We start from the raw sequence: 19,582 nt of genomic DNA on the forward strand, positions 1-19,582 counted from the left end.
TCAATTAAACTTCGGGAATAGAACAGCATGCAGCAGTTGCAAACACTTATTGAAAACGCCTTTGAACGCCGCGCAGACATTACTCCGGCTAACGTAGACAGCATCACGCGCGAAGCAGTTAATCAGGTTATCGCTCTGTTAGATTCAGGCGAACTGCGCGTCGCAGAAAAAATTAACGGCGAATGGGTCACTCATCAGTGGCTGAAAATGGCAGTGCTGCTCTCCTTCCGCATCAATGACAACAAACTGATGGAAGGCGCTGAAACTCGCTTCTACGACAAAGTCCCAATGAAATTTGCCAACTATGACGAAGCACGCTTCCAGCGTGAAGGCTTCCGCGTAGTGCCACCTGCCAGCGTTCGTCAGGGTGCATTCATCGCACGTAACACCGTGCTGATGCCTTCTTATGTCAATATCGGCGCGTACGTTGATGAAGGCTCCATGGTCGATACATGGGCTACCGTGGGTTCTTGTGCGCAAATTGGTAAAAACGTACACCTCTCAGGCGGCGTCGGCATCGGTGGTGTTTTAGAGCCGTTACAGGCGAATCCAACCATCATCGAAGATAACTGCTTCATCGGCGCACGTTCAGAAGTGGTTGAAGGCGTTATCGTTGAAGAAGGCTCAGTCATTTCCATGGGCGTTTATCTGGGTCAAAGCACCAAGATTTACGACCGTGAAACCGGTGAAGTGCATTACGGCCGCGTACCGGCTGGCTCCGTGGTTGTTTCTGGCAACTTGCCGTCTAAAGATGGCAAATACAGCCTGTACTGTGCGGTTATTGTTAAGAAAGTTGATGCCAAGACACGCGGTAAAGTTGGTATTAACGAGCTGCTACGCAGCATCGACTAAGAGAGTAAAAATAGCGGGCAACGAGCCCGCTATTTTTTTATCAGTTACTTTACGTCGACGGTAATTTAATCGGTTCTGCCATTTAGTCTATATTTCATCTTCTCATGAAAAATATCAAAAGGTGCCGCTATGTATGACAATCTAAAAAGTCTGGGGATTAATCAACCCGAAGAGATTGACCGCTACAGCCTTCGTCAGGAGGCCAACAACGACATTTTGAAGATTTATTTCCGTAAAGATAAAGGCGAGTTTTTTGCCAAAAGCGTGAAGTTTAAATATCCACGCCAGCGTAAAACCATCGTGGCAGATAACGCAGGGCAAGGTTACAAAGAGATCCACGAGATTAACCCGAACCTGCGTTATGTAATTGATGAACTGGATCAGATCTGTAAACGCGATCAGGTTGAAGTCGATCTTAAACACAAGATCTTGGACGATCTGCGCCACCTTGAAAGCGTGGTCGCGAATAAGATTGCCGAGATTGAGGCGGATCTTGAGAAGCTGACGCAGAAATAAGGCGGGGCAACTTCTATCGCCTTGCATCTTATATGTAAAAGCAGTGAAAGATTTCGTCCGCTTCATACTCTGTTTGTTTTGGGAACGTTTCGCCCGCTTATTGGCAATATTCTCCCATATAACTACGGATGAAAGCGGTCAAGCAAGGCGGCTCAATCGCCGCCGCCTTGCATCTTATATGCAAGAACCGTGAAAGATTTCGTCCGCCAACGAGCATTTGCGTTTCTATGAAGCCACTGTTGTAGGCGTCCGATGAGAGCCCCGTTGCGCGGGGGCTCTCAACTCGCGCGCTTTTACCGAGTCGTTTGACCGACCGGTCTCGGAGCGCACATCCTGTGCGCCCTCAACCTGCCACCAGCATCCCTGCTGGCGGCTCTAAAATGCATTCCTTAAACATAAAAAAGACAAAAGACATTTTGTCTTCTTATCTTTTAAATTGTTTAAGCCTTGGTTGATAGAGCCGCCGGTACAGGGATGTACCGGCGGAGTTTGGGGCGCCCTGGATGGGCGATACCAAACCGTAGCGGAGATGGCATCTCGGATAAAAGCGCGAGGATTGAAGGGGCGCGCGCTGGCGCCCCTCATCGTACGCCTTCAGCAATGTATCCATGTAGCTCGGTATTAATAGGCGGACGAAACCTTACGCGAAGGCCTCATAAGCAAAGACATCATAAGCAACACGCTACTTGCAGCCTACTTAATCAACTGCCCCCACTTCTCCACCCACGGCCCCGTGACCACTTCGGGCTCGGCATCAACCTGAGCATCCACTTCCAGCAACTCGCCAATGCGCGTCGCTTTTTGCTCCTGTAACAGTTCATCGAATTGATGACCTGCGCCGCAAAAATGGGTATAGCTGCTATCACCTAACGCAATCACGCCATAGCGCAGTTCAGGCTGATAACCGACGTCGTCTTTCACCGCACGAAACAGCGGAGCGATAGAGTCCGGCAAATCGCCCTGCCCGGTGGTAGATGTCACGATCAATGCATAGTGATTACGGTAGAACTGCCACTCTTCGAGCGTACCTTCCTCAAACAGTTTGACTTCGTGTCCCTGCGCTTTGAGGATATTCTCAGCCTCTTCTGCCACCATCAATGCGTTGCCGTATACCGTTCCAACGAAAATACCAACCTGAGCCATGATGCTTTCCTTCTTCTTAAGAATTTACGCTGACGTCATTTTGGCTATCGTGAACGCAACTCTCTGGAAACTCAACCCTTTCAAGATGAGGGAGATAACTTTGCCAGCTAAAATGCGACATCATGCGCTGCCAGCGATCGTCAAGCCCTGCCTGTAAACAGAGTGGCTCTCCGGTTACAGGATGATCGAGACACAGCTCGCTCGCATGCAGCATCAAACCAGAGCAAGAGAAATGCTGCGCCATGGCGCGATTTTGACGCAGGTCACCGTGTTTAGTGTCACCAATAATCGGGTGACGTAAATGTGACATATGACGCCGTAACTGATGCTTACGGCCGGTTTCTGGCTTTAGCTCGACCAAACTATAACGTGCAGTTTGATACTTGCCGACGGCAACGGGCATTTCAACCGTGGCTAACGAACGGTAATGACTCACCGCCGTTTGTGGCGCTTTATCAGGATCTGCAAACTTATCTGCAATCTTGTCCAGCTCTGGCGTTAACGCATAATCAATTACCGCTTCGCCTTCAAGGTAGCCGCGCACCACCGCATGATAAGTCTTATTCATCTCACGCTGCTCGAACTGTTCTGACAGCATACGGGCGACGTCGCTGGAAAGCGCCATCAGTAGCACGCCAGACGTCGGACGATCGAGACGATGTACCGGAAACACATGCTGACCAATCTGATCGCGCAGCGTTTGCATCACAAACACGGTTTCATGACGATCGAGCCAACTGCGATGAACAAGCCAGCCCGCCGGCTTATTCACCGCAACCAAATGTTCATCCTGATAAATAATATTCAGCATCAATTGGCTTCTTCTTGGTTCAGCATACTGTCTAGCTCTTGGAGCAGAACGATCAATGGCAGAACTTCCAGCAAACGATCCTTAAATGCCATTTCAAAATAGGGGGCAATAGCAAAACGGCGCGGTAATGGCGCGCTGTTATCAATCAACGCAAACATACGCGGTAGCAGGATCCATTGCAGCCACTGCTCAGGGCTCATGGTGTCCACGCAAAAAGGCTCTTGACTCTCAAAAGCCTGAGCATCAGGTGCACATTCTTGAGACAAATCAAGGCTGTCTAACTGTTGCTCTATTCTCAGCAAATGCTGTCTGACTTCAGCGTATTCACTCATGCTTTTCTCACTCACGTCTACAGGCGGGATATAAAATGGGGGCAAAGAATAGCATTGAAGCTCGCACGTCCCAATAGGCTAACGTGGTTAAGCAGTCTCTGAGCAGTAAAGGTGTATCGCTATGGTTTAATAGTGCAAGTAATGAGAAGGCGTTAAATCACTGATGAAGAATAAAAAGCATTGGCGATGGGCAAAAAAAAGGGCGTACTGTTTTTACACAGTACGCCCGGTTCGTTTTATAGCAATCCAGCTACTCATTGTGCTCCCTGCTCATCCATGAAAACTTTTCCGTACGGCTATCCATTTCCCGACAATCCGTCGTATCGTCCAACTTTCATCCTGACGTTTCATCCTGCATCATCCTGATGCTGTTCCTCAGTCTTCCTGACCCGCCTGTTATCCTAACTGGCTCTCAATCTCCGTCCTGGAGGTGTCCCTGACTTCATCCTGAAGTATCCTTGGCCAACGTCCTGTGGCACATCCTTTATCACTCTTCCTGAGCGTGTCCTTCACTTCATCCTGAAGCAACATCATCCTGATGTGTCCTGCTCCAACCGTCTTCCCTTCCGGTGAAGCTAATATCGCTTATTCTTAGGCTTAAAACAATGAGCCTAATTGGCTCACATTTGGCTTACACGGTAAAAAGCTGCAAGAAAATAATTTTACTTATTGATTTTTATATAAAAAATAAAAACAACCTACACAATATCTGCACTAATAAGCGATATATCCTACACGCCTTGTGAGAGATCTCTTACACGGTGACGGGCAGCCGTGTAAGCCAAATTTACTTAAAAACGACAGGTTGTAGACGAGACAGGAATTCTGACAGCGATTCGGCCAGCACTTCACGCTGTTTACTGCCAAACTGTTCAAGCAGAACATTACCGGTAAGGTTACATAGCGAGATCAGCTGTAGCTCGGAATCGGTGGTGGCAAGGAAGAGTGTTGGGGGAAGTTTTAACCGACGCTGAGTCACTAAATGTCCGATCTGATTTTCTTGCAAACGCAGCAAGTCATCCTCGCTCCACACCTGCACCAGATCTAGCGCTAAATCACCCAATACCGCGCTCATATCACCCGCATACTGCGAGGTGAAAAAGGGAACGATATCCTCATGCAGCTGAATATCCAAAGCGCGGGAAATACCGCTTAGAGCATCAGAAACGGCCGCAGGCTGCGGTTTCCAGTACACCTTTTCGTTGTCGGTATGCACTACGCAGGGTGAAGCAACACCATATAACGCTTCGCTATAGGGAAAATCACCGCTTTCACGCTGCCAGTTGTCAATAAAACGCTGGGTAAACTCCGCTAGCGCGGCAGAAACATCATGCACCATGTTTTCTCTCACTAAGGTAAACTGTAGGGTATTCACTGATTGTACCGTTCTTATTCGAATATAGGCCACATAATGTCATACCAAGATCATCAGGCCCTTGCTGGCTTAACGCTCGGCAAAGCCACTGAATACCGCGACAGCTACGACGCTTCGCTGCTTCAGCCCGTTCCTCGCAGTATGAATCGTGAACCTCTGGGACTTTATCCTGATTCACTGCCTTTCACCGGTGGCGATATTTGGACGCTGTATGAGCTCTCATGGCTTAACGCCAAAGGCCTGCCGCAGGTTGCCATCGCCGATGTGGAATTGGATGCCTTTAGCCAGAATTTGATTGAATCAAAAAGCTTTAAACTTTATCTCAACAGCTTCAATCAAACGCGCTTCGCTAGCTGGGATGACGTGCAAACTACGCTGCAGCGCGACTTATCACACTGTGCGCAGGGTGACGTGCGCGTACAGCTGATGAAGCTTGATGACGTTGAAGGTCAGCCAATTGCCGCCTTCAGTGGAGAATGCATCGACAATCTCGATATTGAAATCGATAACTACGAATTTGACGCTGAGCTGCTCAAGGATGCCGCTAATCAACAGAACGTGGTGGAAGAAACATTGGTGAGCCACTTGCTGAAATCCAACTGTTTAATTACCCATCAGCCTGACTGGGGCTCGGTGATGATTCAATACCGCGGCCCAGCCATCGATCGTGAAGCGCTGCTGCGTTATCTGGTTTCTTTCCGCCATCACAACGAGTTCCACGAACAGTGTGTAGAACGTATCTTCTGCGATATCCAGCGCTTTTGTCAGCCCGAAACGCTCAGCGTTTATGCTCGCTATACGCGCCGCGGTGGCTTGGATATTAATCCTTGGCGCACAAATACGCCGTTCGTTGCACCAAAAGGCCGACTGGTTCGCCAATAGGCTTCGCAAAAATGGCAAATCATTACGCGCGCTTACGTAAGAGTGTTGGCAAAAGTCAAAAGACAACGGTAAGGTGTTTGCAGGACGCAAAATGCACGAGTTCACAATAAGCTATTGATGAATCAAGCAACCTATCAGGCCTTGAGCATAAATAGGCTATCGGCTCAGAATGCTAAATCTGTAAGGTGAAAGCGTGCATTAATACAGTAGCAAAACGTATCAGGAACAACGGAATTGAGCCTGCCTAACAATAGACAGGACTCGTTATTCCTGATGCCATCGCGGTAACCGCATCGGTAGATGTATAGGAGTGACTTTGATTACACATATCAGCCCGCTTGGGTCTATGGATTTATTGTCGCAGCTTGAAGTCGACATGCTAAAGCGCACGGCAAGCAGTGATTTATACCGCCTATTCCGCAACTGCTCCCTCGCCGTACTTAACTCCGGCGCACAAACTGATAACAGCAACGAGCTACTATCGCGCTTCGAAAATTTTGACATCAACGTACTACGTCGCGAGCGCGGCGTGAAACTGGAATTGGTTAATCCGCCTGAAGACGCTTTTGTCGATGGGCAGATCATTCGCGCTCTACAGGCCAACCTATTTGCCGTGCTGCGCGATATTCTGTTTGTTAACGGACAGATGACCAACACCGATCGCTATCCACATCTGGATGCCAAAAGCCCAGTACATATCACCAACATGGTATTTTCGATTCTGCGTAACGCCCGCGCCCTGCACGTTGGCGAAGAACCGAACATGATTGTGTGCTGGGGAGGGCATTCCATTAACGAGATCGAATACCTGTACGCACGTAAAGTGGGTAACCAGCTAGGACTGCGCGAGCTGAATATCTGCACCGGCTGCGGGCCAGGCGCAATGGAAGCGCCGATGAAAGGTGCCGCCGTTGGACACGCCCAACAACGTTACAGAGAAAGTCGCTTTATCGGTATGACCGAGCCTTCCATCATCGCCGCCGAGCCGCCTAACCCGCTGGTGAACGAACTGGTGATTATGCCGGATATTGAAAAGCGTCTGGAAGCCTTCGTTCGCTTTGGTCATGGCATCATCATCTTCCCTGGCGGCGTGGGGACGGCAGAAGAGCTGCTCTACCTGCTAGGCATTCTGATGAATCCAGAAAACAAAGATCAGGTTTTACCACTGATCCTAACTGGGCCAAAAGAGAGTGAGGATTACTTCCGCGTGCTGGATGAATTCATCATGAGTACGCTGGGCGAAACAGCACGTAAGCATTACACCATTATCATCGACGATCCGGCTGAGGTCGCTCGCCAGATGAAACGCGCCATGCCGAAAGTAAAAGAGAACCGCCGCCAAACCGGTGATTTCTACAGCTTTAACTGGTCGATCAAAATTGCGCCAGATTTGCAGCTGCCGTTTGAGCCGACACACGCGAACATGGCCGCGCTAAATCTGCATCCTGACCAACCGCCTGAGAAGTTAGCGGCAGCGCTACGCCGCGCATTCTCAGGCATTGTGGCGGGTAACGTGAAAGAAGTGGGTATTGCCGAGATTGAAAAACATGGTCGGTTTAAGATCCACGGCGATGCAAAAATGATGCAGCACATGGATCATCTGCTGCAAGGCTTTGTCGCACAGCATCGTATGAAGCTGCCGGGAACCGCCTACGAACCTTGCTATGAAATCATTAAGTAATTAACCATTACTTTATGCAGGGCGGTCGAGTTACCGCCCTTTTTCTTTTCCGAATAATTATAACCATCATGCAAATACACCTTCTGATCGTTGACGCCCTAAACCTCATCCGCCGCATTCATGCCGTTCAGGGTTCACCCTGCGTTATTGCTTGCCAGCATGCGCTACAGCAACTGTTGGCGCACAGCCAACCAACCCATGCCGTGGCCGTTTTTGATGAAGACGATCGCGATAACAGTTGGCGTCATCAGGCCTTACCGGACTATAAAGCCGGCCGTAGCGCCATGCCTGAAAACTTAGCCGCAGAAATGCCCGCCATCCGTGAGGCGTTCAATAAATTAGGCATACAAAGCTGGCATTCGGCAGGTAATGAAGCGGATGACCTCGCCGCGACGCTGGCATACAAAATTGCGCAAACGGGAAATCGCGTGACGATCGTCTCCACGGATAAAGGCTACTGTCAGCTGTTAGCCCCTACCATTCAAATCCGTGATTACTTCCAAAAACGCTGGCTAGATTTACCTTTCGTGAAAAAAGAGTTCGGCGTAGAACCACAACAGCTCACAGATTACTGGGGACTGGCAGGGATCAGCAGCAGCAAGATATCCGGCATACCCGGCATTGGGCCAAAAGCAGCGGCTACGTTGCTTAACGAATTTGGCTCGCTGGCTAATATCTTTGAACAAATCGGAAGTGTGCCAGATAAATGGCGCAAGAAGTTGGAAGAACACCGGGAACAGGCGGAGCTGTGTAAGAAAGTCGCCACGCTACAAACCAATCTGACGATCAGCGGCAACCTGCAGCAGCTGCGTTTACCGTAGAATTGACCACCAGTTAAAACTTCCCTCTCCTAACCTTCCCTTTCTCAAGGGAGGCTAGGAGAGGATCAATCACTTAGCTATTATTACTATTCTTCAACTGCATACGACGGTTAAGTTCACGCTCATCGCGACGGCCTGGGATCGCGCCCCAGATGCGACGCACGTGCACCGTGATTTCTTCACGATCGTGGTAAAGCTGTTTAGCTGCGATTTGAGCATTAATCCCGTTGTCTTTCAGCGTTTGCGCCAAAATAGACAGGTTTTGACTCACTTCTTCATAACGCTTTTTCATCGGCAACTTCAGGTTGAAGATAGCTTCACGGCACCAGCCATTCACCAGCCAACGCGCGACCAAACTTGAAACCTTCGCCGGTTTCTCAACCATGTCACATACCAACCAATCAACACCGTTGGTATGCGGTGGCTCAAATTTAAAACCATCAGCTTTGTGGTGTGTAACCTGTCCGGTATCCATCAGGCTGGGTGCCATTGGACCGTTATCGACTGAATGCACCCACATGCTGCGTTTCACCAATTGGTAAGTCCAGCCACCGGGGCATGCACCCAGATCGACCGCTTTCATACCGCCAGCAAGACGCTCATCCCACTCATCGTGCGGGATAAACACGTGCAGCGCTTCTTCCAGCTTCAACGTTGAACGGCTTGGCGCATCCGATGGGAATCTCAGACGCGGGATCCCCATATAGAACGGCGAGTTGTTATTGCTATAGGAATAACCCACATAGCAGCAGCCCGGCGCAATAAAGAACACGTGCACCACAGGGCGGTGCGCATTTTCGTTCTTCAGCAAGATCTTTTGCTCACGTAGCGCAGCGCGCAGTGGCACCGTGAACTTGCGGCAGAACTTCATCAGCTCTTTGCTTTCATTGGTATCCGGAACTTCAACGCGCAGTTCACCGGCACCTTCAATCACGTTCATCAGCATTCCGACAATCGGCGAAACGCGATCGTCAGTCGGCAAATCTTTAAGCAACTCACCCACCACAATCATCTGACGAGCAAAAATCAGCTCACGGAATGGCAAGTTTTTGGCGAGCTTGTCGGCATCTTCATACTGATAGCATTCGAAGGTCACATAGCCGCTATTTTCTTTAACTCTTGGAAAACCAAAGACTTCAAGAGCCGCAGCTTTCTCGGTAATTTCTGCTGCGCATTCTTTTTCGAATCCTGGGCGGCAATATAAAGCTAATTTATTCATGGCGTTCCGCCCTTTTCCTCATGCGTAAGGCACCTACTAACATCAAAGCCCAACCTACTAAAAAGCAAACGCCGCCGATAGGTGTGATGTACACCCACAGTTTAAGATGCGACAGCGCCAGACAATAAAGACTTCCACAAAACAACACGGTTCCCAGAGCCAATAACGCACTGCTCCAATAGAACCACAGATTTTTACGACGCTGCATTAAGGCTGCCAGCCCTAAAATTGCCAGCGTATGGATCCCCTGATACTGCAATCCAGTATGCAGCCAATCCATCTCAGCAGCACCCAAGGTTCGGCTCAAGACATGTGCGCCAAACGCCCCCAATGCAACAAAAACGAAACCGCTGATCGCGGCAAAAATCATCATTGAACGACTACTCATTCCGATTACCCTGTATTAAGCCGTGTGCATGAATACTTATCATCGGCAAGCGATGCTTAAGATTCATAACGAAAACGGAATTTTTCCTGCTCACTCGCCGCACGCGCGAGGATCCACTGACGGAATGCCGCAATTTTCCCCAGCTCCGCCTGGCTATCCTGACAGACCAGATAAAATGAATTCTTACTGATGAGCACATCGTTAAACGGACAAACCAGACGACCGGCTTCGATCTCGGTTTGCGCCATCACGTTATTCACTAACGCAATACCCTGACCATGCACCGCAGCCTGAACCACCATCGCGCTGTGGCTGAAAATAGGTCCCTGCTGAACGTTAATATGCTGTAGCCCTAATTGACGGGTATAGGCTAACCAGTCTCGACGCGACGTATCGTGCAGCAGCGTATGATAAGCCATATCGGCCGGATCTTTTAGTGGATGTTCGCCCAATAATAATTGCGGTGAACAAACGGGGAGCAAATACTCAGCATACAGACGCTCTACGCGCAGCCCCGGCCAGTGCCCTCGTCCATAAAAAATAGCAACGTCAACGTCATCGGCTAGCTTCCCTTCTTCGCGATCGACGGCCTGAATACGCACATCGATGCCCGGATAGGCAGAATTAAAACCCGAAAGACGTGGAACGAGCCATTGAATGGCAAAACTTGGCGGCAGGCTAACGGTTAATGCGCCTTTGGCGCTACGCGCCTGTAGCTTACGCGTTGCCTCATTAAGAGATGAGAAAATTTCTTTGATATCGAGGTAATAGCTTTGCCCTTCTTCCGTCAGTAACAAAGAGCGATTACGGCGGCGAAATAGCTTCAGCCCAAGGAAATCTTCCAATGATTTAATCTGATGACTTACCGCAGCCTGAGTAACAAACAGCTCCTCTGCAGCCTTGGTAAAGCTGAGATGTCGGGCTGCCGCATCAAACACGCGCAGTGAGTTTAGTGGTGGTAATCGTTTAGACATGGCTGGACACTTTTTATCAAACGGTTGCAGATAATTAACCGTTTATTTACCCATTAGTTTTTTTTATCCGAGCCATTATAAATTGTCCGTTGAGGATAGGCCAGCAAATACCTATAGTGACGCCACTTCCCGAGCCGGAACGAAAAAGTGTTTGTGGATTTGGTTCCTGAATACTTTTGGCTTTGTGGTTGTGATGTTGTGTTTGCAAGTTGTCTGACGATTTCAGACATAGTAGCTAGGCTACTGTTTTTTCACTTCCTGTACATTTACCCTGTCTGTCCATAGTGATTAGTAGCACCGCAATTTGCGGTGCTTTTTTTTATCTAAAAACGCCGACCGAAGTCAGCGCTTTTAGATTTACGACGTTGATTTTAATAATCAAATTAATTGCTTTCAGTCATTTCTTTAACGTCGTTACGGTTAATCTGCTGCTGATTGCCGTTAGCATCTTTGTAGCTAATCATTCCGGTTTCGTTATCCACCTGAGGTTTACCATCGCTCACAATAGTGCGACCATCGTTGGTATGCATGACGTAATTGCTTGAACAACCAGCCAATACGAAGGTAAACATCACAGCGGATAAAACAGCACCTAATTTCTTCATGATTTACTCCTTGCAGTTTAAAATGCGCTACTAAACGCTCTTTTTATCTCCGGCACATTCATTTGCCAGTAGTTAAAAGCATAACAAGCTATTTCAGCTTTGCCAGAAAACTGCCGGATTATTCAGATTAATCTGTCACGCCCCCGCTGAGCGTGACAACTAAGCGGCCCGCAATGAGGAATTATTCCGCATGACATCCTTTGATTATTCAGCCTTTCGCGGCCACTTCCCTGCACTTTCAACAAAAGATAACGAGCAGCATGCGGTCTACCTCGACAGCGCAGCAACCGCACTTAAACCTCAAGCACTACTTGAAGCCACCCAAGCGTATTACGCTGGCAGCGCCGCTACCGTACACCGCAGCCAACATCAGGCTGCTCTGCGTTTGACTCAGCGATATGAATCGGCTCGTCAGCAGGTTGCCCAGCTTCTCCATGCTCACAGCGCAGACAGCATTATTTGGACTAAAGGAACCACCGAAGCCATCAACCTCGTAGCGCAAAGCTATCTGCGCCCCGTTTTACAGGCCGGTGATGAAATTCTGGTAAGTGAAGCAGAGCATCACGCTAACTTGATACCGTGGCTGATGGTGGCTGAACAATGTGGCGCTAATGTCGTTAAGCTGCCGGTCAACCAACACGGACTACCGGATCTAAAACAGTTACCGGCCCTACTCACTTCGCGCACCAAAATGATAGCCTTGGGGCAAATGTCGAACGTTACCGGCGGATGCCCCGATCTACGTTACGCGCTAGAACTGGCGCATCAAAATGGCACGCCAGTTATGATTGATGGCGCGCAAGGCGTGGTACATCATCCGCTTGACGTCGCCGATCTTAACGTTGATTTTTATGCATTTTCTGCTCATAAGATGTATGGCCCAACGGGGCTTGGCGTGTTGTATGGTAAGCCTGAATATCTAGCGCAGATGCATGCGTGGCAGGGCGGCGGGAAAATGCTAACCAAAGCCGGGTTTGACGGTTTTATCGAACAAACCGTTCCTCACCGTTTCGAAGCAGGAACGCCCAACATCGCCGGAGTTATCGGATTTTCCGCGGTACTTGAGTGGTTAGAACACGTCGATTTAGCCGCTGCGGAAGCTTACTGCGTCTCGCTGGCCGAACAAGCAGAACAACAGCTTAGCCAGATTAAAGGGTTTATCAGCTACCGTGCGCCTAAATCCGCGCTGCTGGCTTTCAATATTGCAGGTATTCACCACAGCGATTTAGTCGCTTTGATAGCTGAGCAAGGCGTAGCGTTACGCGCTGGCCAGCATTGTGCGCAGCCGTTGATACAGGCATTGGGCATTACCGGTTCGCTCCGTGCTTCATTTGCGCCCTATAATTGCCCTGAAGACGTCACCGCGTTGGTAAAAGCGGTAAACTATGCGCTATCAATCTTGAACGACGAGGATTTTGCATGATTTCCCCCCATCCTTTTGGCCGGACATTAACGTCAGAAATGTTAGCCGCACGGTTTGAATCTCTAACGCTTTGGGAAGATCGCTATCGCCAAATCATTCTGTTCGCACGTGAGCTCCCTGCGCTTCCACCTGAACTGAAGCAGCAAAAAACCGAGCTAGCAGGCTGTGAAAATCAAGTGTGGTTAGGTGGAGAATTACTTGAGGATGGGACGATGCATTATTATGGCGACAGCGACGGGCGCATCGTCAAAGGTCTGTTGGCAATCTTGCTAACGGCGTCAGAAGGCAAAACGCCGCAGCAGATTATGGCAAGCGACCCGCTGGCGCTATTTCAACAGCTCAATATTTTGGAACAGTTAAGCTCTTCGCGCGCCAGCGGTTTAAACTCGCTCGCCGCTGGGATCAAAAGAATCGCGCAAAGCTACCTGTAATCATGACGGCTGAGCAGCCATGCGCTCAGCCTTAGTCAGCATTTTCTTAATCGCATGTGCCACGGCAACAAAACCAAAGGTTGCCGTCACCATCGTGACCGAGCCAAATCCAGAGGCGCAATCCATACGCTTAGGCCCTTCCGCAGTGCTGCGAGAAGCACATACGCTACCATCAGGCTGTGGATAGACCAGCGGCTCGGTCGAGAACACGCAGTCGATACCCAGCTTACCTTTACTATTTTTCACCACGTTGAAATCATTCTTCAAGCGCTCACGCAACTTGGCCGCCAGCGGATCTTGAATGGTTTTCGCCAAATCGGCGACTTCAATACGCGTGGGATCAATTTGCCCGCCCGCGCCACCGGTCGTCACAATCGGGATTTTAAAGCGACGGCAATAGGCTAACAGTGCCGCTTTTGGCCGCACGCTATCAATGGCGTCTATAACATAGCTAAAGCGATTATCAATCAGCTTATCAACGTTATCTGGCGTAATAAAATCATCGATGCAGGTAACCTGACACTCTGGATTGATCTCACGAATACGGGCAGCAACCACTTCTGTTTTCGCCTGCCCCACGTTGCTGCGCAACGCATGGATCTGCCGGTTGGTGTTTGTCACGCAAACATCATCCATATCGATCAACGTAATAGCACCAATCCCCGTGCGAGCTAACGCTTCTGCCGCCCACGATCCCACGCCGCCAATACCGATAACGCATACATGAGCCTGAGAGAATACGCCCAGCGCCTGCTGACCATACAAGCGAGCAATACCGCTAAAACGCTGCATATAAGCGTCGGAAAAAGATGCTGTCATTGGATTTATTACCTTAGAAATTCTTGATACAGCCCCTCGCCGGCCGAGGAGCAGCAAACTGCTCCTCCCCCTGAGAAGGAGGAGGCAGGGAGGGAAAACAATAAAATGTGTTATCTATTATAAGCGCTGAACAACGGTCCACCGCTTTGCGGAGTTTTCAACACCCAGACACGGCCATAGTGATTATAGAAACCAGCCGCATGCCCTGCTTCTGGACCAATGCCCTGATAGATGTCGAAGTGTTGGCCTTTAATTGCACCACCTACGTCCAGAGCCACCATCAAGCGCATTTCATATTTGCCAGTAAACTTACCCTGATTATCCAGCAATGGCACTTCAGCCAACAGCGTAGAACCCGCGGGGATCAACGAACGATCTGATGCAACGGATGCTTTTGCCACTAAAGGCACACCGCTTGCCCCTTTCACCGGCGCATACATCTCAGGTTTGAAGAATACGAAAGAAGGATTTTGCTCCAGCAGCTCGCGAACTTCAGCGGCAGAATGATTATCCGCCCACTTACGAATCGCCTGCATCGACATTTCTTCACGCGCAACTTCACCGCGATCGATCAGCACTTTGCCAATACTGCGGTAGGCATGACCGTTTTTGCCAGAGTAACCAAAGAAGGTCAATGGGCGACCATCGCCGTAGTCTACATAGCCACTGCCCTGCACTTCCATCATGAAGTTATCCATAATGGAGTTGCTATAACCGATTTCCAGATTGCGGTTATCCAGCGCGCCGGAGTAAATAGCCGAGCGTTCCGGCAGGCGGCGGTTCTTTCCTTTACTCGGCATGCGATACAACGGGTGCTGGAATTCACCCTGACGCGTATAACGCGCTTCAATCACCGGCGTGTAATAACCCGTGAACTGCACGTTACCAAAATTATCCATCCCTTCCATTTGATAAGCGTTCAACCCAAACTGGGAAAGCTGACGCGTATCGGCTCCGGCTCGTAACCAGTTGGTCACCGCTTGGAAAGTGTCGGTGTTTCTATTATAGAGAGAAGGCGATGCACGTTGGATTGCGGTGAGCTGATCGGAGAAATCCTTTCCGTTAACCGGTTTTCCTTTAGCATTCGGCCTATTAACGAGCTCTAACGGATCGTTAATCTTCCCATCCTTATACTGCTGACCCTTATCTGTTGGACGCGACGAACATCCCGCCAGCAATGCTACCAACAGTCCACCTACTACATATTGACCCCAACGACCTTTCATTTCACGCTCTCTAGAAACCAAATAACCACCGCGGCACGATAACAAACCCACAGCCTGAAAGGAATTCTCCTCTCTAAAAAAACGCTAAGATGCCGATATCGATTAAAAAGGACACTTAATGATTAAAAAACATGCATCAAATTGATAAATGAGTGATGTTAGTCAAAAAAATCTTGCATCAAATTCTATCGAGTGTATAGTTCGCCCTCATCGGACGCGGGGTGGAGCAGCCCGGTAGCTCGTCGGGCTCATAACCCGAAGGTCGTCAGTTCAAATCTGGCCCCCGCAACCAATCCGATGAAAAGAAGTAAATAGCAGTACATAAAAATATAAAAAGTAGTAACCGGACGCGGGGTGGAGCAGCCTGGTAGCTCGTCGGGCTCATAACCCGAAGGTCGTCAGTTCAAATCTGGCCCCCGCAACCAACTTCAACTTCATAGAAAGTTGATTTAAGAAAGAAAAAAAAAGAACGAAAGAAGAAAGAAGAAAGAAGAAAGAAGAAAGAAGAAAAAGCAGTATGTCGGACGCGGGGTGGAGCAGCCCGGTAGCTCGTCGGGCTCATAACCCGAAGGTCGTCAGTTCAAATCTGGCCCCCGCAACCAATTTTCATACTGAAATAAATAAGCACCTTAACGGGTGTTTTTTTATGTCTAAATTTTGCCTCCCCTCTTTATCCATTGAAATCAATTCCAAACACTTTCTATGCACCATTTGGTGAAAGGTTTCGTCCGCCAATCAACAAATACATTTCTATGAAACCACTGGCGTAGGCGTCCGATGAGAGTCCCGTTGCGCGGGGACTCTCAACTCGCGCGCTTTTTGCTGAGTTGTTTGGCCGACCGGTCTCGGAGCGTACATCCTGTACGCCCTCAACCTGCCACCAGCATCCCTGCTGGCGGCTCTAAAATGCATTCCTTAAACATAAAAAAGACAAAAGACATTTTGTCTTCTTATCTTTTAAATTGTTTAAGCCTTGGTAGAGAGAGCCGCCGGTACAGGGATGTACCGACGGAGTTTGGGGCGCCCTGGATGGGCGATACCAAACCGGAGCGGAAATGGCATCTCGGATAAAAGCGCGAGAGTGCAGAGACCACGCGCTGGTGGTCTCTGCCCGTACACCTTCATTTATGATGGCACAGGGTAATTCGGTATTGATAGGCGGGCGGAACCTTACACCACGACGCGATAAACGAAAGGCAGACGGAATACTACACAGCAAGTACATGAACGCCCATTCCTTACCGCCTCGCCAACTCCCCACCATTCGCAAAGTAAGCTTTAATTCCGGCCAGAATAGATTGAGCAACCTGCTGCTGGAAAGCGCTGGTACGCAGTTTACGCTCTTCTTCAACGTTACTGATAAATGCGGTTTCAACCAGAATAGATGGGATATCAGGCGCTTTCAGCACCGCAAATCCGGCCTGCTCCACGCTGTTTTTATGCAATTTGTTCACGCTGCCCATGTTTTTCAGCACTTCTTTGCCGAACTTCAGGCTATCGTTCACCGTCGCGGTCTGCATTAAGTCAAAAATCGTGTGGTCGAGGTATTGATCGCCACTGCGGCTAACTCCACCGATTTCATCGGATTCATTCTGGGTTTGAGCCAAGAATCGTGCTGCCGCGCTGGTTGCGCCCTTGGTCGATAGTGCAAATACTGAAGAACCACGGACCGAGCGGCTGGTAAAGGCATCGGCATGAATCGAAATAAACAGGTCAGCGCGCTGTTTGCGCGCCTTCGCCACCCTGACCTTCAATGGAATAAAGACATCTTCATTACGCGTCATATACACGCGCATATTGGGCTGTTTTTTAATCAATGCGCTTAGACGACGGGCAATTTGCAACACGATATCTTTTTCACGCGTCTTATTTTTACCAATTGCTCCCGGATCTTCACCACCGTGCCCAGGATCAAGCATGATAACAATCGGTCTATCGCGCCCGGCTTTACCTTTTTGCGGCCCTTCCGGCGGTAAACTCTTTCCTAAATCGCCTTTATTGTAATCTTCCAGCAAAGCCAGCAGCGGATCGTTTTCCGCCGCGCTCGTACCTTGCGCCGGATAAAGATCGACCACCAAACGGTTTTTAAATTCGGCAAACGGCGCTAGGGTAAACAGCTTCGGGCTGATTTCCTGTTTGAGTTCTAAAACCAGACGCACGGTATTTTTATCAAACTGCCCAACCCGCGCAGTCTTTAAATAGGGATCGCCCGACTGAACCTGACTACTGATCCCTTTAAGCACGCTGTTAAGGTGAACACCCTCGATATCAACGACGATTCGATTCGGGTTCGTTAACGCAAACTGCTTATATTTCAGGGGAATTTTCGATTCCAGCGTCACTCGAGTATAGGTCGACGCCGGCCATACCCTTACGGCAATCACCTGTGAAGACGCAGCAAAACCCACTCGGCTTACACTTAAAAACCAAGTAGCAGCGGCACCCTGCAACAAACGACGACGGGTCAGATTATGGTTCGAATTTGTCATGCAATCCCAAAATAAAAAGCCAAATACAGCGGAGAACAGCGCCTCAGCACAAATTTTAGGGCAAAACTTTATCGAATCGCGGCGGGGCTGTCATTAGAAAATGCTTAAAGGAGTTTTACAGATATCCCTATTCGTAGCAGATATGACTTGAATTTACATAAAATTCACACTTGCCTTTATTCGCAATAAAGAATAAAAATACAGTTTTAGCGAATAAAAATTCAGAGGGTCTCATGAAGGAGCGTAGCACCGAACTGGTTCAGGGTTTTCGTCACTCAGTACCCTACATCAATACTCACCGTGGCAAGACATTCGTTGTGATGCTTGGCGGAGAGGCCATTGAGCATGAAAACTTTGCCAATATCGTCAATGATATTGGGTTACTGCACAGCCTTGGCATCCGACTGGTTGTCGTCTACGGTGCACGCCCACAGATTGATAGCAATCTGAATGAACACCACTATGAGCCTGTCTACCATAAGCATACGCGCGTCACAGATTCCAGAACCCTTGAATTGGTGAAACAGGCTGCGGGTCAGTTGCAACTAGATATTACAGCGCGCCTATCCATGAGCTTAAATAACACGCCGCTGCAGGGTGCCCATATCAACGTGGTGAGCGGGAACTTTATTATCGCGCAACCACTCGGCGTCGACGACGGAGTGGATTATTGCCACAGCGGGCGCATTCGCCGTATCGATGAAGAGGCCATTCACCGTCAGCTCGACAGCGGCGCCATTGTGTTGATGGGCCCAGTTGCCGTTTCCGTTACCGGTGAAAGTTTTAACCTGACCTCCGAAGAGGTCGCCACTCAGTTAGCGATTAAGCTGAAAGCCGAAAAGCTGATTGGTTTTTGCTCTTCGCAAGGTGTCACAAACGACGATGGCTCGATCGTTTCTGAGCTGCTACCCAACGAAGCGCAGACGCGCATTGAAACACTGGAAGCCTCTGGCGATTACAACTCTGGCACCGTGCGCTTTTTACGTGGAGCCGTAAAAGCCTGCCGGAGTGGCGTGGGGCGCAGCCATCTGATTAGCTATCAGGACGATGGCGCTTTGGTGCAAGAGCTGTTCTCCCGCGACGGCATCGGCACGCAGATCGTGATGGAAAGTGCCGAACAAATACGTCGCGCCAACATCAATGATATCGGCGGTATTTTGGAGCTCATTCGCCCGCTAGAGCAGCAAGGTATTTTGGTTCGCCGTTCGCGTGAACAGCTCGAACGGGAAATCGATCAATTCACTATTATTGAGCGAGATAACCTAACCATTGCCTGTGCGGCGCTCTATCCATTCCCTGAGGAACGCATTGGCGAAATGGCCTGCGTGGCGGTACATCCAGACTATCGCAGCTCTTCTCGCGGCGAAGCCCTGCTCAAACGCGTGGCAGCACAAGCCAGACAAATGGGGCTGGAAAAACTGTTTGTGCTCACCACGCGCAGCATCCATTGGTTCCAAGAGCGTGGTTTTACCCCCGCAGAAGTTGACGTGCTCCCGATGCAAAAACAGGAGCTGTACAACTACCAGCGCCGTTCCAAGATTTTGCTCGCCGACTTATCTTGAGGCTACTTCGCGCTGTCTGCAGGATGCAGACAG

19 protein-coding genes and 3 tRNA genes are annotated in these 19,582 nt (G+C 49.5%); 11 read left to right on the plus strand and 11 right to left on the minus strand.

From position 1 onward, the window contains the following. Positions 1-27 precede the first annotated feature (27 nt). Positions 28-852, plus strand: a complete 825-nt coding sequence (gene dapD / locus AB3Y96_RS17690) for a 2,3,4,5-tetrahydropyridine-2,6-dicarboxylate N-succinyltransferase (RefSeq protein ID WP_040047095.1) — start codon at positions 28-30, stop codon at positions 850-852. Positions 853-981: 129 nt separating this feature from the next. Next, positions 982-1,368 carry a DUF3461 family protein gene (locus tag AB3Y96_RS17695; protein WP_008814520.1) on the plus strand — a complete coding sequence of 129 codons (387 nt, stop codon included), beginning with the start codon at positions 982-984 and terminating at the stop codon, positions 1,366-1,368. 693 nt (positions 1,369-2,061) lie between these two features. Here AB3Y96_RS17695 and AB3Y96_RS17700 read toward each other — a convergent pair. From AB3Y96_RS17700 to syd, 4 genes are all read right to left on the minus strand, one after another. After that, a complete protein-coding gene (locus AB3Y96_RS17700; RefSeq protein WP_367299842.1) occupies positions 2,062-2,511 on the minus strand; it encodes a flavodoxin in 450 nt (149 codons plus the stop codon). A gap of 16 nt (positions 2,512-2,527) precedes the next feature. Further along, positions 2,528-3,322, minus strand: a complete 795-nt coding sequence (gene truC, locus AB3Y96_RS17705; RefSeq protein WP_367299843.1) for a tRNA pseudouridine(65) synthase TruC — start codon at positions 3,320-3,322, stop codon at positions 2,528-2,530. Beyond that, on the minus strand, positions 3,322-3,654 hold the full coding sequence (locus AB3Y96_RS17710) for a YqcC family protein (protein ID WP_072309682.1): 333 nt from the start codon (positions 3,652-3,654) through the stop codon (positions 3,322-3,324). The genes truC and AB3Y96_RS17710 overlap by 1 nt, the downstream gene beginning before the upstream one ends. Before the next feature lie 787 nt (positions 3,655-4,441). Then, positions 4,442-4,993 carry a SecY-interacting protein gene (gene syd, locus AB3Y96_RS17715; RefSeq protein WP_367300341.1) on the minus strand — a complete coding sequence of 184 codons (552 nt, stop codon included), beginning with the start codon at positions 4,991-4,993 and terminating at the stop codon, positions 4,442-4,444. Positions 4,994-5,062: 69 nt separating this feature from the next. Between syd and queF the strand changes: the two genes are divergently transcribed. From queF to xni, 3 genes are all read left to right on the plus strand, one after another. Further along, positions 5,063-5,911 carry an NADPH-dependent 7-cyano-7-deazaguanine reductase QueF gene (gene queF / locus AB3Y96_RS17720; protein WP_367300342.1) on the plus strand — a complete coding sequence of 283 codons (849 nt, stop codon included), beginning with the start codon at positions 5,063-5,065 and terminating at the stop codon, positions 5,909-5,911. Between the two features lie 316 nt (positions 5,912-6,227). Continuing rightward, positions 6,228-7,592, plus strand: coding sequence for a nucleotide 5'-monophosphate nucleosidase PpnN (gene ppnN, locus AB3Y96_RS17725; RefSeq protein ID WP_367299844.1), 1,365 nt, complete (start codon positions 6,228-6,230; stop codon positions 7,590-7,592). 68 nt (positions 7,593-7,660) lie between these two features. Next, a complete protein-coding gene (xni, locus tag AB3Y96_RS17730) occupies positions 7,661-8,413 on the plus strand; it encodes a flap endonuclease Xni (protein WP_367299845.1) in 753 nt (250 codons plus the stop codon). Between the two features lie 73 nt (positions 8,414-8,486). On the opposite strand, the gene rlmM is transcribed toward xni, so the two are convergent. From rlmM to AB3Y96_RS17750, 4 genes are all read right to left on the minus strand, one after another. Next, positions 8,487-9,632, minus strand: coding sequence for a 23S rRNA (cytidine(2498)-2'-O)-methyltransferase RlmM (gene rlmM / locus AB3Y96_RS17735; protein ID WP_072309678.1), 1,146 nt, complete (start codon positions 9,630-9,632; stop codon positions 8,487-8,489). Further along, complete coding sequence (locus AB3Y96_RS17740) at positions 9,625-10,020, minus strand: DUF423 domain-containing protein (protein ID WP_172625155.1); 396 nt, start codon at positions 10,018-10,020, stop codon at positions 9,625-9,627. The genes rlmM and AB3Y96_RS17740 overlap by 8 nt, the downstream gene beginning before the upstream one ends. A gap of 56 nt (positions 10,021-10,076) precedes the next feature. Further along, complete coding sequence (locus AB3Y96_RS17745) at positions 10,077-10,994, minus strand: transcriptional regulator GcvA (RefSeq protein WP_040045320.1); 918 nt, start codon at positions 10,992-10,994, stop codon at positions 10,077-10,079. A gap of 383 nt (positions 10,995-11,377) precedes the next feature. Further along, positions 11,378-11,599: a YgdI/YgdR family lipoprotein gene (locus tag AB3Y96_RS17750; RefSeq protein WP_004094379.1), complete on the minus strand. Its 222-nt coding sequence runs from the start codon at positions 11,597-11,599 to the stop codon at positions 11,378-11,380. 190 nt (positions 11,600-11,789) lie between these two features. On the opposite strand from AB3Y96_RS17750, the gene csdA reads away from it, so the two are divergent. Both csdA and csdE read left to right on the plus strand, forming a co-directional pair. After that, positions 11,790-13,022, plus strand: coding sequence for a cysteine desulfurase CsdA (gene csdA, locus AB3Y96_RS17755; protein WP_367299846.1), 1,233 nt, complete (start codon positions 11,790-11,792; stop codon positions 13,020-13,022). Beyond that, a complete protein-coding gene (gene csdE / locus AB3Y96_RS17760; protein ID WP_367299847.1) occupies positions 13,019-13,453 on the plus strand; it encodes a cysteine desulfurase sulfur acceptor subunit CsdE in 435 nt (144 codons plus the stop codon). Before csdA ends, csdE begins: the two co-directional genes overlap by 4 nt. Here the strand turns inward: csdE and tcdA are convergent, their stop codons facing one another. Together tcdA and mltA are read right to left on the minus strand one after the other, a co-directional pair. Then, a complete protein-coding gene (tcdA, locus tag AB3Y96_RS17765; RefSeq protein WP_367299848.1) occupies positions 13,454-14,272 on the minus strand; it encodes a tRNA cyclic N6-threonylcarbamoyladenosine(37) synthase TcdA in 819 nt (272 codons plus the stop codon). A 110-nt stretch (positions 14,273-14,382) separates the two neighbouring features. Further along, positions 14,383-15,498, minus strand: a complete 1,116-nt coding sequence (mltA, locus tag AB3Y96_RS17770; RefSeq protein WP_367299849.1) for a murein transglycosylase A — start codon at positions 15,496-15,498, stop codon at positions 14,383-14,385. Between the two features lie 215 nt (positions 15,499-15,713). Here mltA and AB3Y96_RS17775 point away from each other — a divergent pair. The 3 genes from AB3Y96_RS17775 (at position 15,714) to AB3Y96_RS17785 (ending at position 16,100) form a co-directional block, all read left to right on the plus strand. Continuing rightward, positions 15,714-15,790: transfer RNA gene (locus AB3Y96_RS17775), tRNA-Met, on the plus strand. Between the two features lie 56 nt (positions 15,791-15,846). Beyond that, a tRNA-Met gene (locus tag AB3Y96_RS17780) sits at positions 15,847-15,923 on the plus strand. Between the two features lie 100 nt (positions 15,924-16,023). Beyond that, a tRNA-Met gene (locus tag AB3Y96_RS17785) sits at positions 16,024-16,100 on the plus strand. A gap of 636 nt (positions 16,101-16,736) precedes the next feature. Here AB3Y96_RS17785 and amiC read toward each other — a convergent pair. Next, positions 16,737-17,987 carry an N-acetylmuramoyl-L-alanine amidase AmiC gene (gene amiC, locus AB3Y96_RS17790; RefSeq protein ID WP_072309674.1) on the minus strand — a complete coding sequence of 417 codons (1,251 nt, stop codon included), beginning with the start codon at positions 17,985-17,987 and terminating at the stop codon, positions 16,737-16,739. 233 nt (positions 17,988-18,220) lie between these two features. Here amiC and argA point away from each other — a divergent pair, with 233 nt between their 5' ends. Continuing rightward, on the plus strand, positions 18,221-19,549 hold the full coding sequence (gene argA / locus AB3Y96_RS17795) for an amino-acid N-acetyltransferase (protein WP_043495288.1): 1,329 nt from the start codon (positions 18,221-18,223) through the stop codon (positions 19,547-19,549). The last annotated feature ends 33 nt before the right edge of the window (positions 19,550-19,582 follow it).

This window comes from Hafnia alvei, assembly GCF_964063325.1.
GTDB lineage: Bacteria > Pseudomonadota > Gammaproteobacteria > Enterobacterales > Enterobacteriaceae > Hafnia > Hafnia alvei_B.

Excerpts from the sequence above, each read along its gene's own strand:
- AB3Y96_RS17700 (WP_367299842.1), bottom strand. The coding sequence starts at position 2,511 with ATGGCTCAGGTTGGTATTTTCGTTGGAACGGTATACGGCAACGCATTG.
- syd (WP_367300341.1), bottom strand. The coding sequence starts at position 4,993 with ATGGTGCATGATGTTTCTGCCGCGCTAGCGGAGTTTACCCAGCGTTTT.
- xni (WP_367299845.1), top strand. The coding sequence starts at position 7,661 with ATGCAAATACACCTTCTGATCGTTGACGCCCTAAACCTCATCCGCCGC.
- AB3Y96_RS17745 (WP_040045320.1), bottom strand. The coding sequence starts at position 10,994 with ATGTCTAAACGATTACCACCACTAAACTCACTGCGCGTGTTTGATGCG.
- AB3Y96_RS17710 (WP_072309682.1), bottom strand. The coding sequence starts at position 3,654 with ATGAGTGAATACGCTGAAGTCAGACAGCATTTGCTGAGAATAGAGCAA.
- truC (WP_367299843.1), bottom strand. The coding sequence starts at position 3,322 with ATGCTGAATATTATTTATCAGGATGAACATTTGGTTGCGGTGAATAAG.
- csdE (WP_367299847.1), top strand. The coding sequence starts at position 13,019 with ATGATTTCCCCCCATCCTTTTGGCCGGACATTAACGTCAGAAATGTTA.
- tcdA (WP_367299848.1), bottom strand. The coding sequence starts at position 14,272 with ATGACAGCATCTTTTTCCGACGCTTATATGCAGCGTTTTAGCGGTATT.
- AB3Y96_RS17750 (WP_004094379.1), bottom strand. The coding sequence starts at position 11,599 with ATGAAGAAATTAGGTGCTGTTTTATCCGCTGTGATGTTTACCTTCGTA.
- AB3Y96_RS17740 (WP_172625155.1), bottom strand. The coding sequence starts at position 10,020 with ATGAGTAGTCGTTCAATGATGATTTTTGCCGCGATCAGCGGTTTCGTT.
- dapD (WP_040047095.1), top strand. The coding sequence starts at position 28 with ATGCAGCAGTTGCAAACACTTATTGAAAACGCCTTTGAACGCCGCGCA.
- argA (WP_043495288.1), top strand. The coding sequence starts at position 18,221 with ATGAAGGAGCGTAGCACCGAACTGGTTCAGGGTTTTCGTCACTCAGTA.
- rlmM (WP_072309678.1), bottom strand. The coding sequence starts at position 9,632 with ATGAATAAATTAGCTTTATATTGCCGCCCAGGATTCGAAAAAGAATGC.
- amiC (WP_072309674.1), bottom strand. The coding sequence starts at position 17,987 with ATGACAAATTCGAACCATAATCTGACCCGTCGTCGTTTGTTGCAGGGT.
- csdA (WP_367299846.1), top strand. The coding sequence starts at position 11,790 with ATGACATCCTTTGATTATTCAGCCTTTCGCGGCCACTTCCCTGCACTT.
- mltA (WP_367299849.1), bottom strand. The coding sequence starts at position 15,498 with ATGAAAGGTCGTTGGGGTCAATATGTAGTAGGTGGACTGTTGGTAGCA.
- AB3Y96_RS17695 (WP_008814520.1), top strand. The coding sequence starts at position 982 with ATGTATGACAATCTAAAAAGTCTGGGGATTAATCAACCCGAAGAGATT.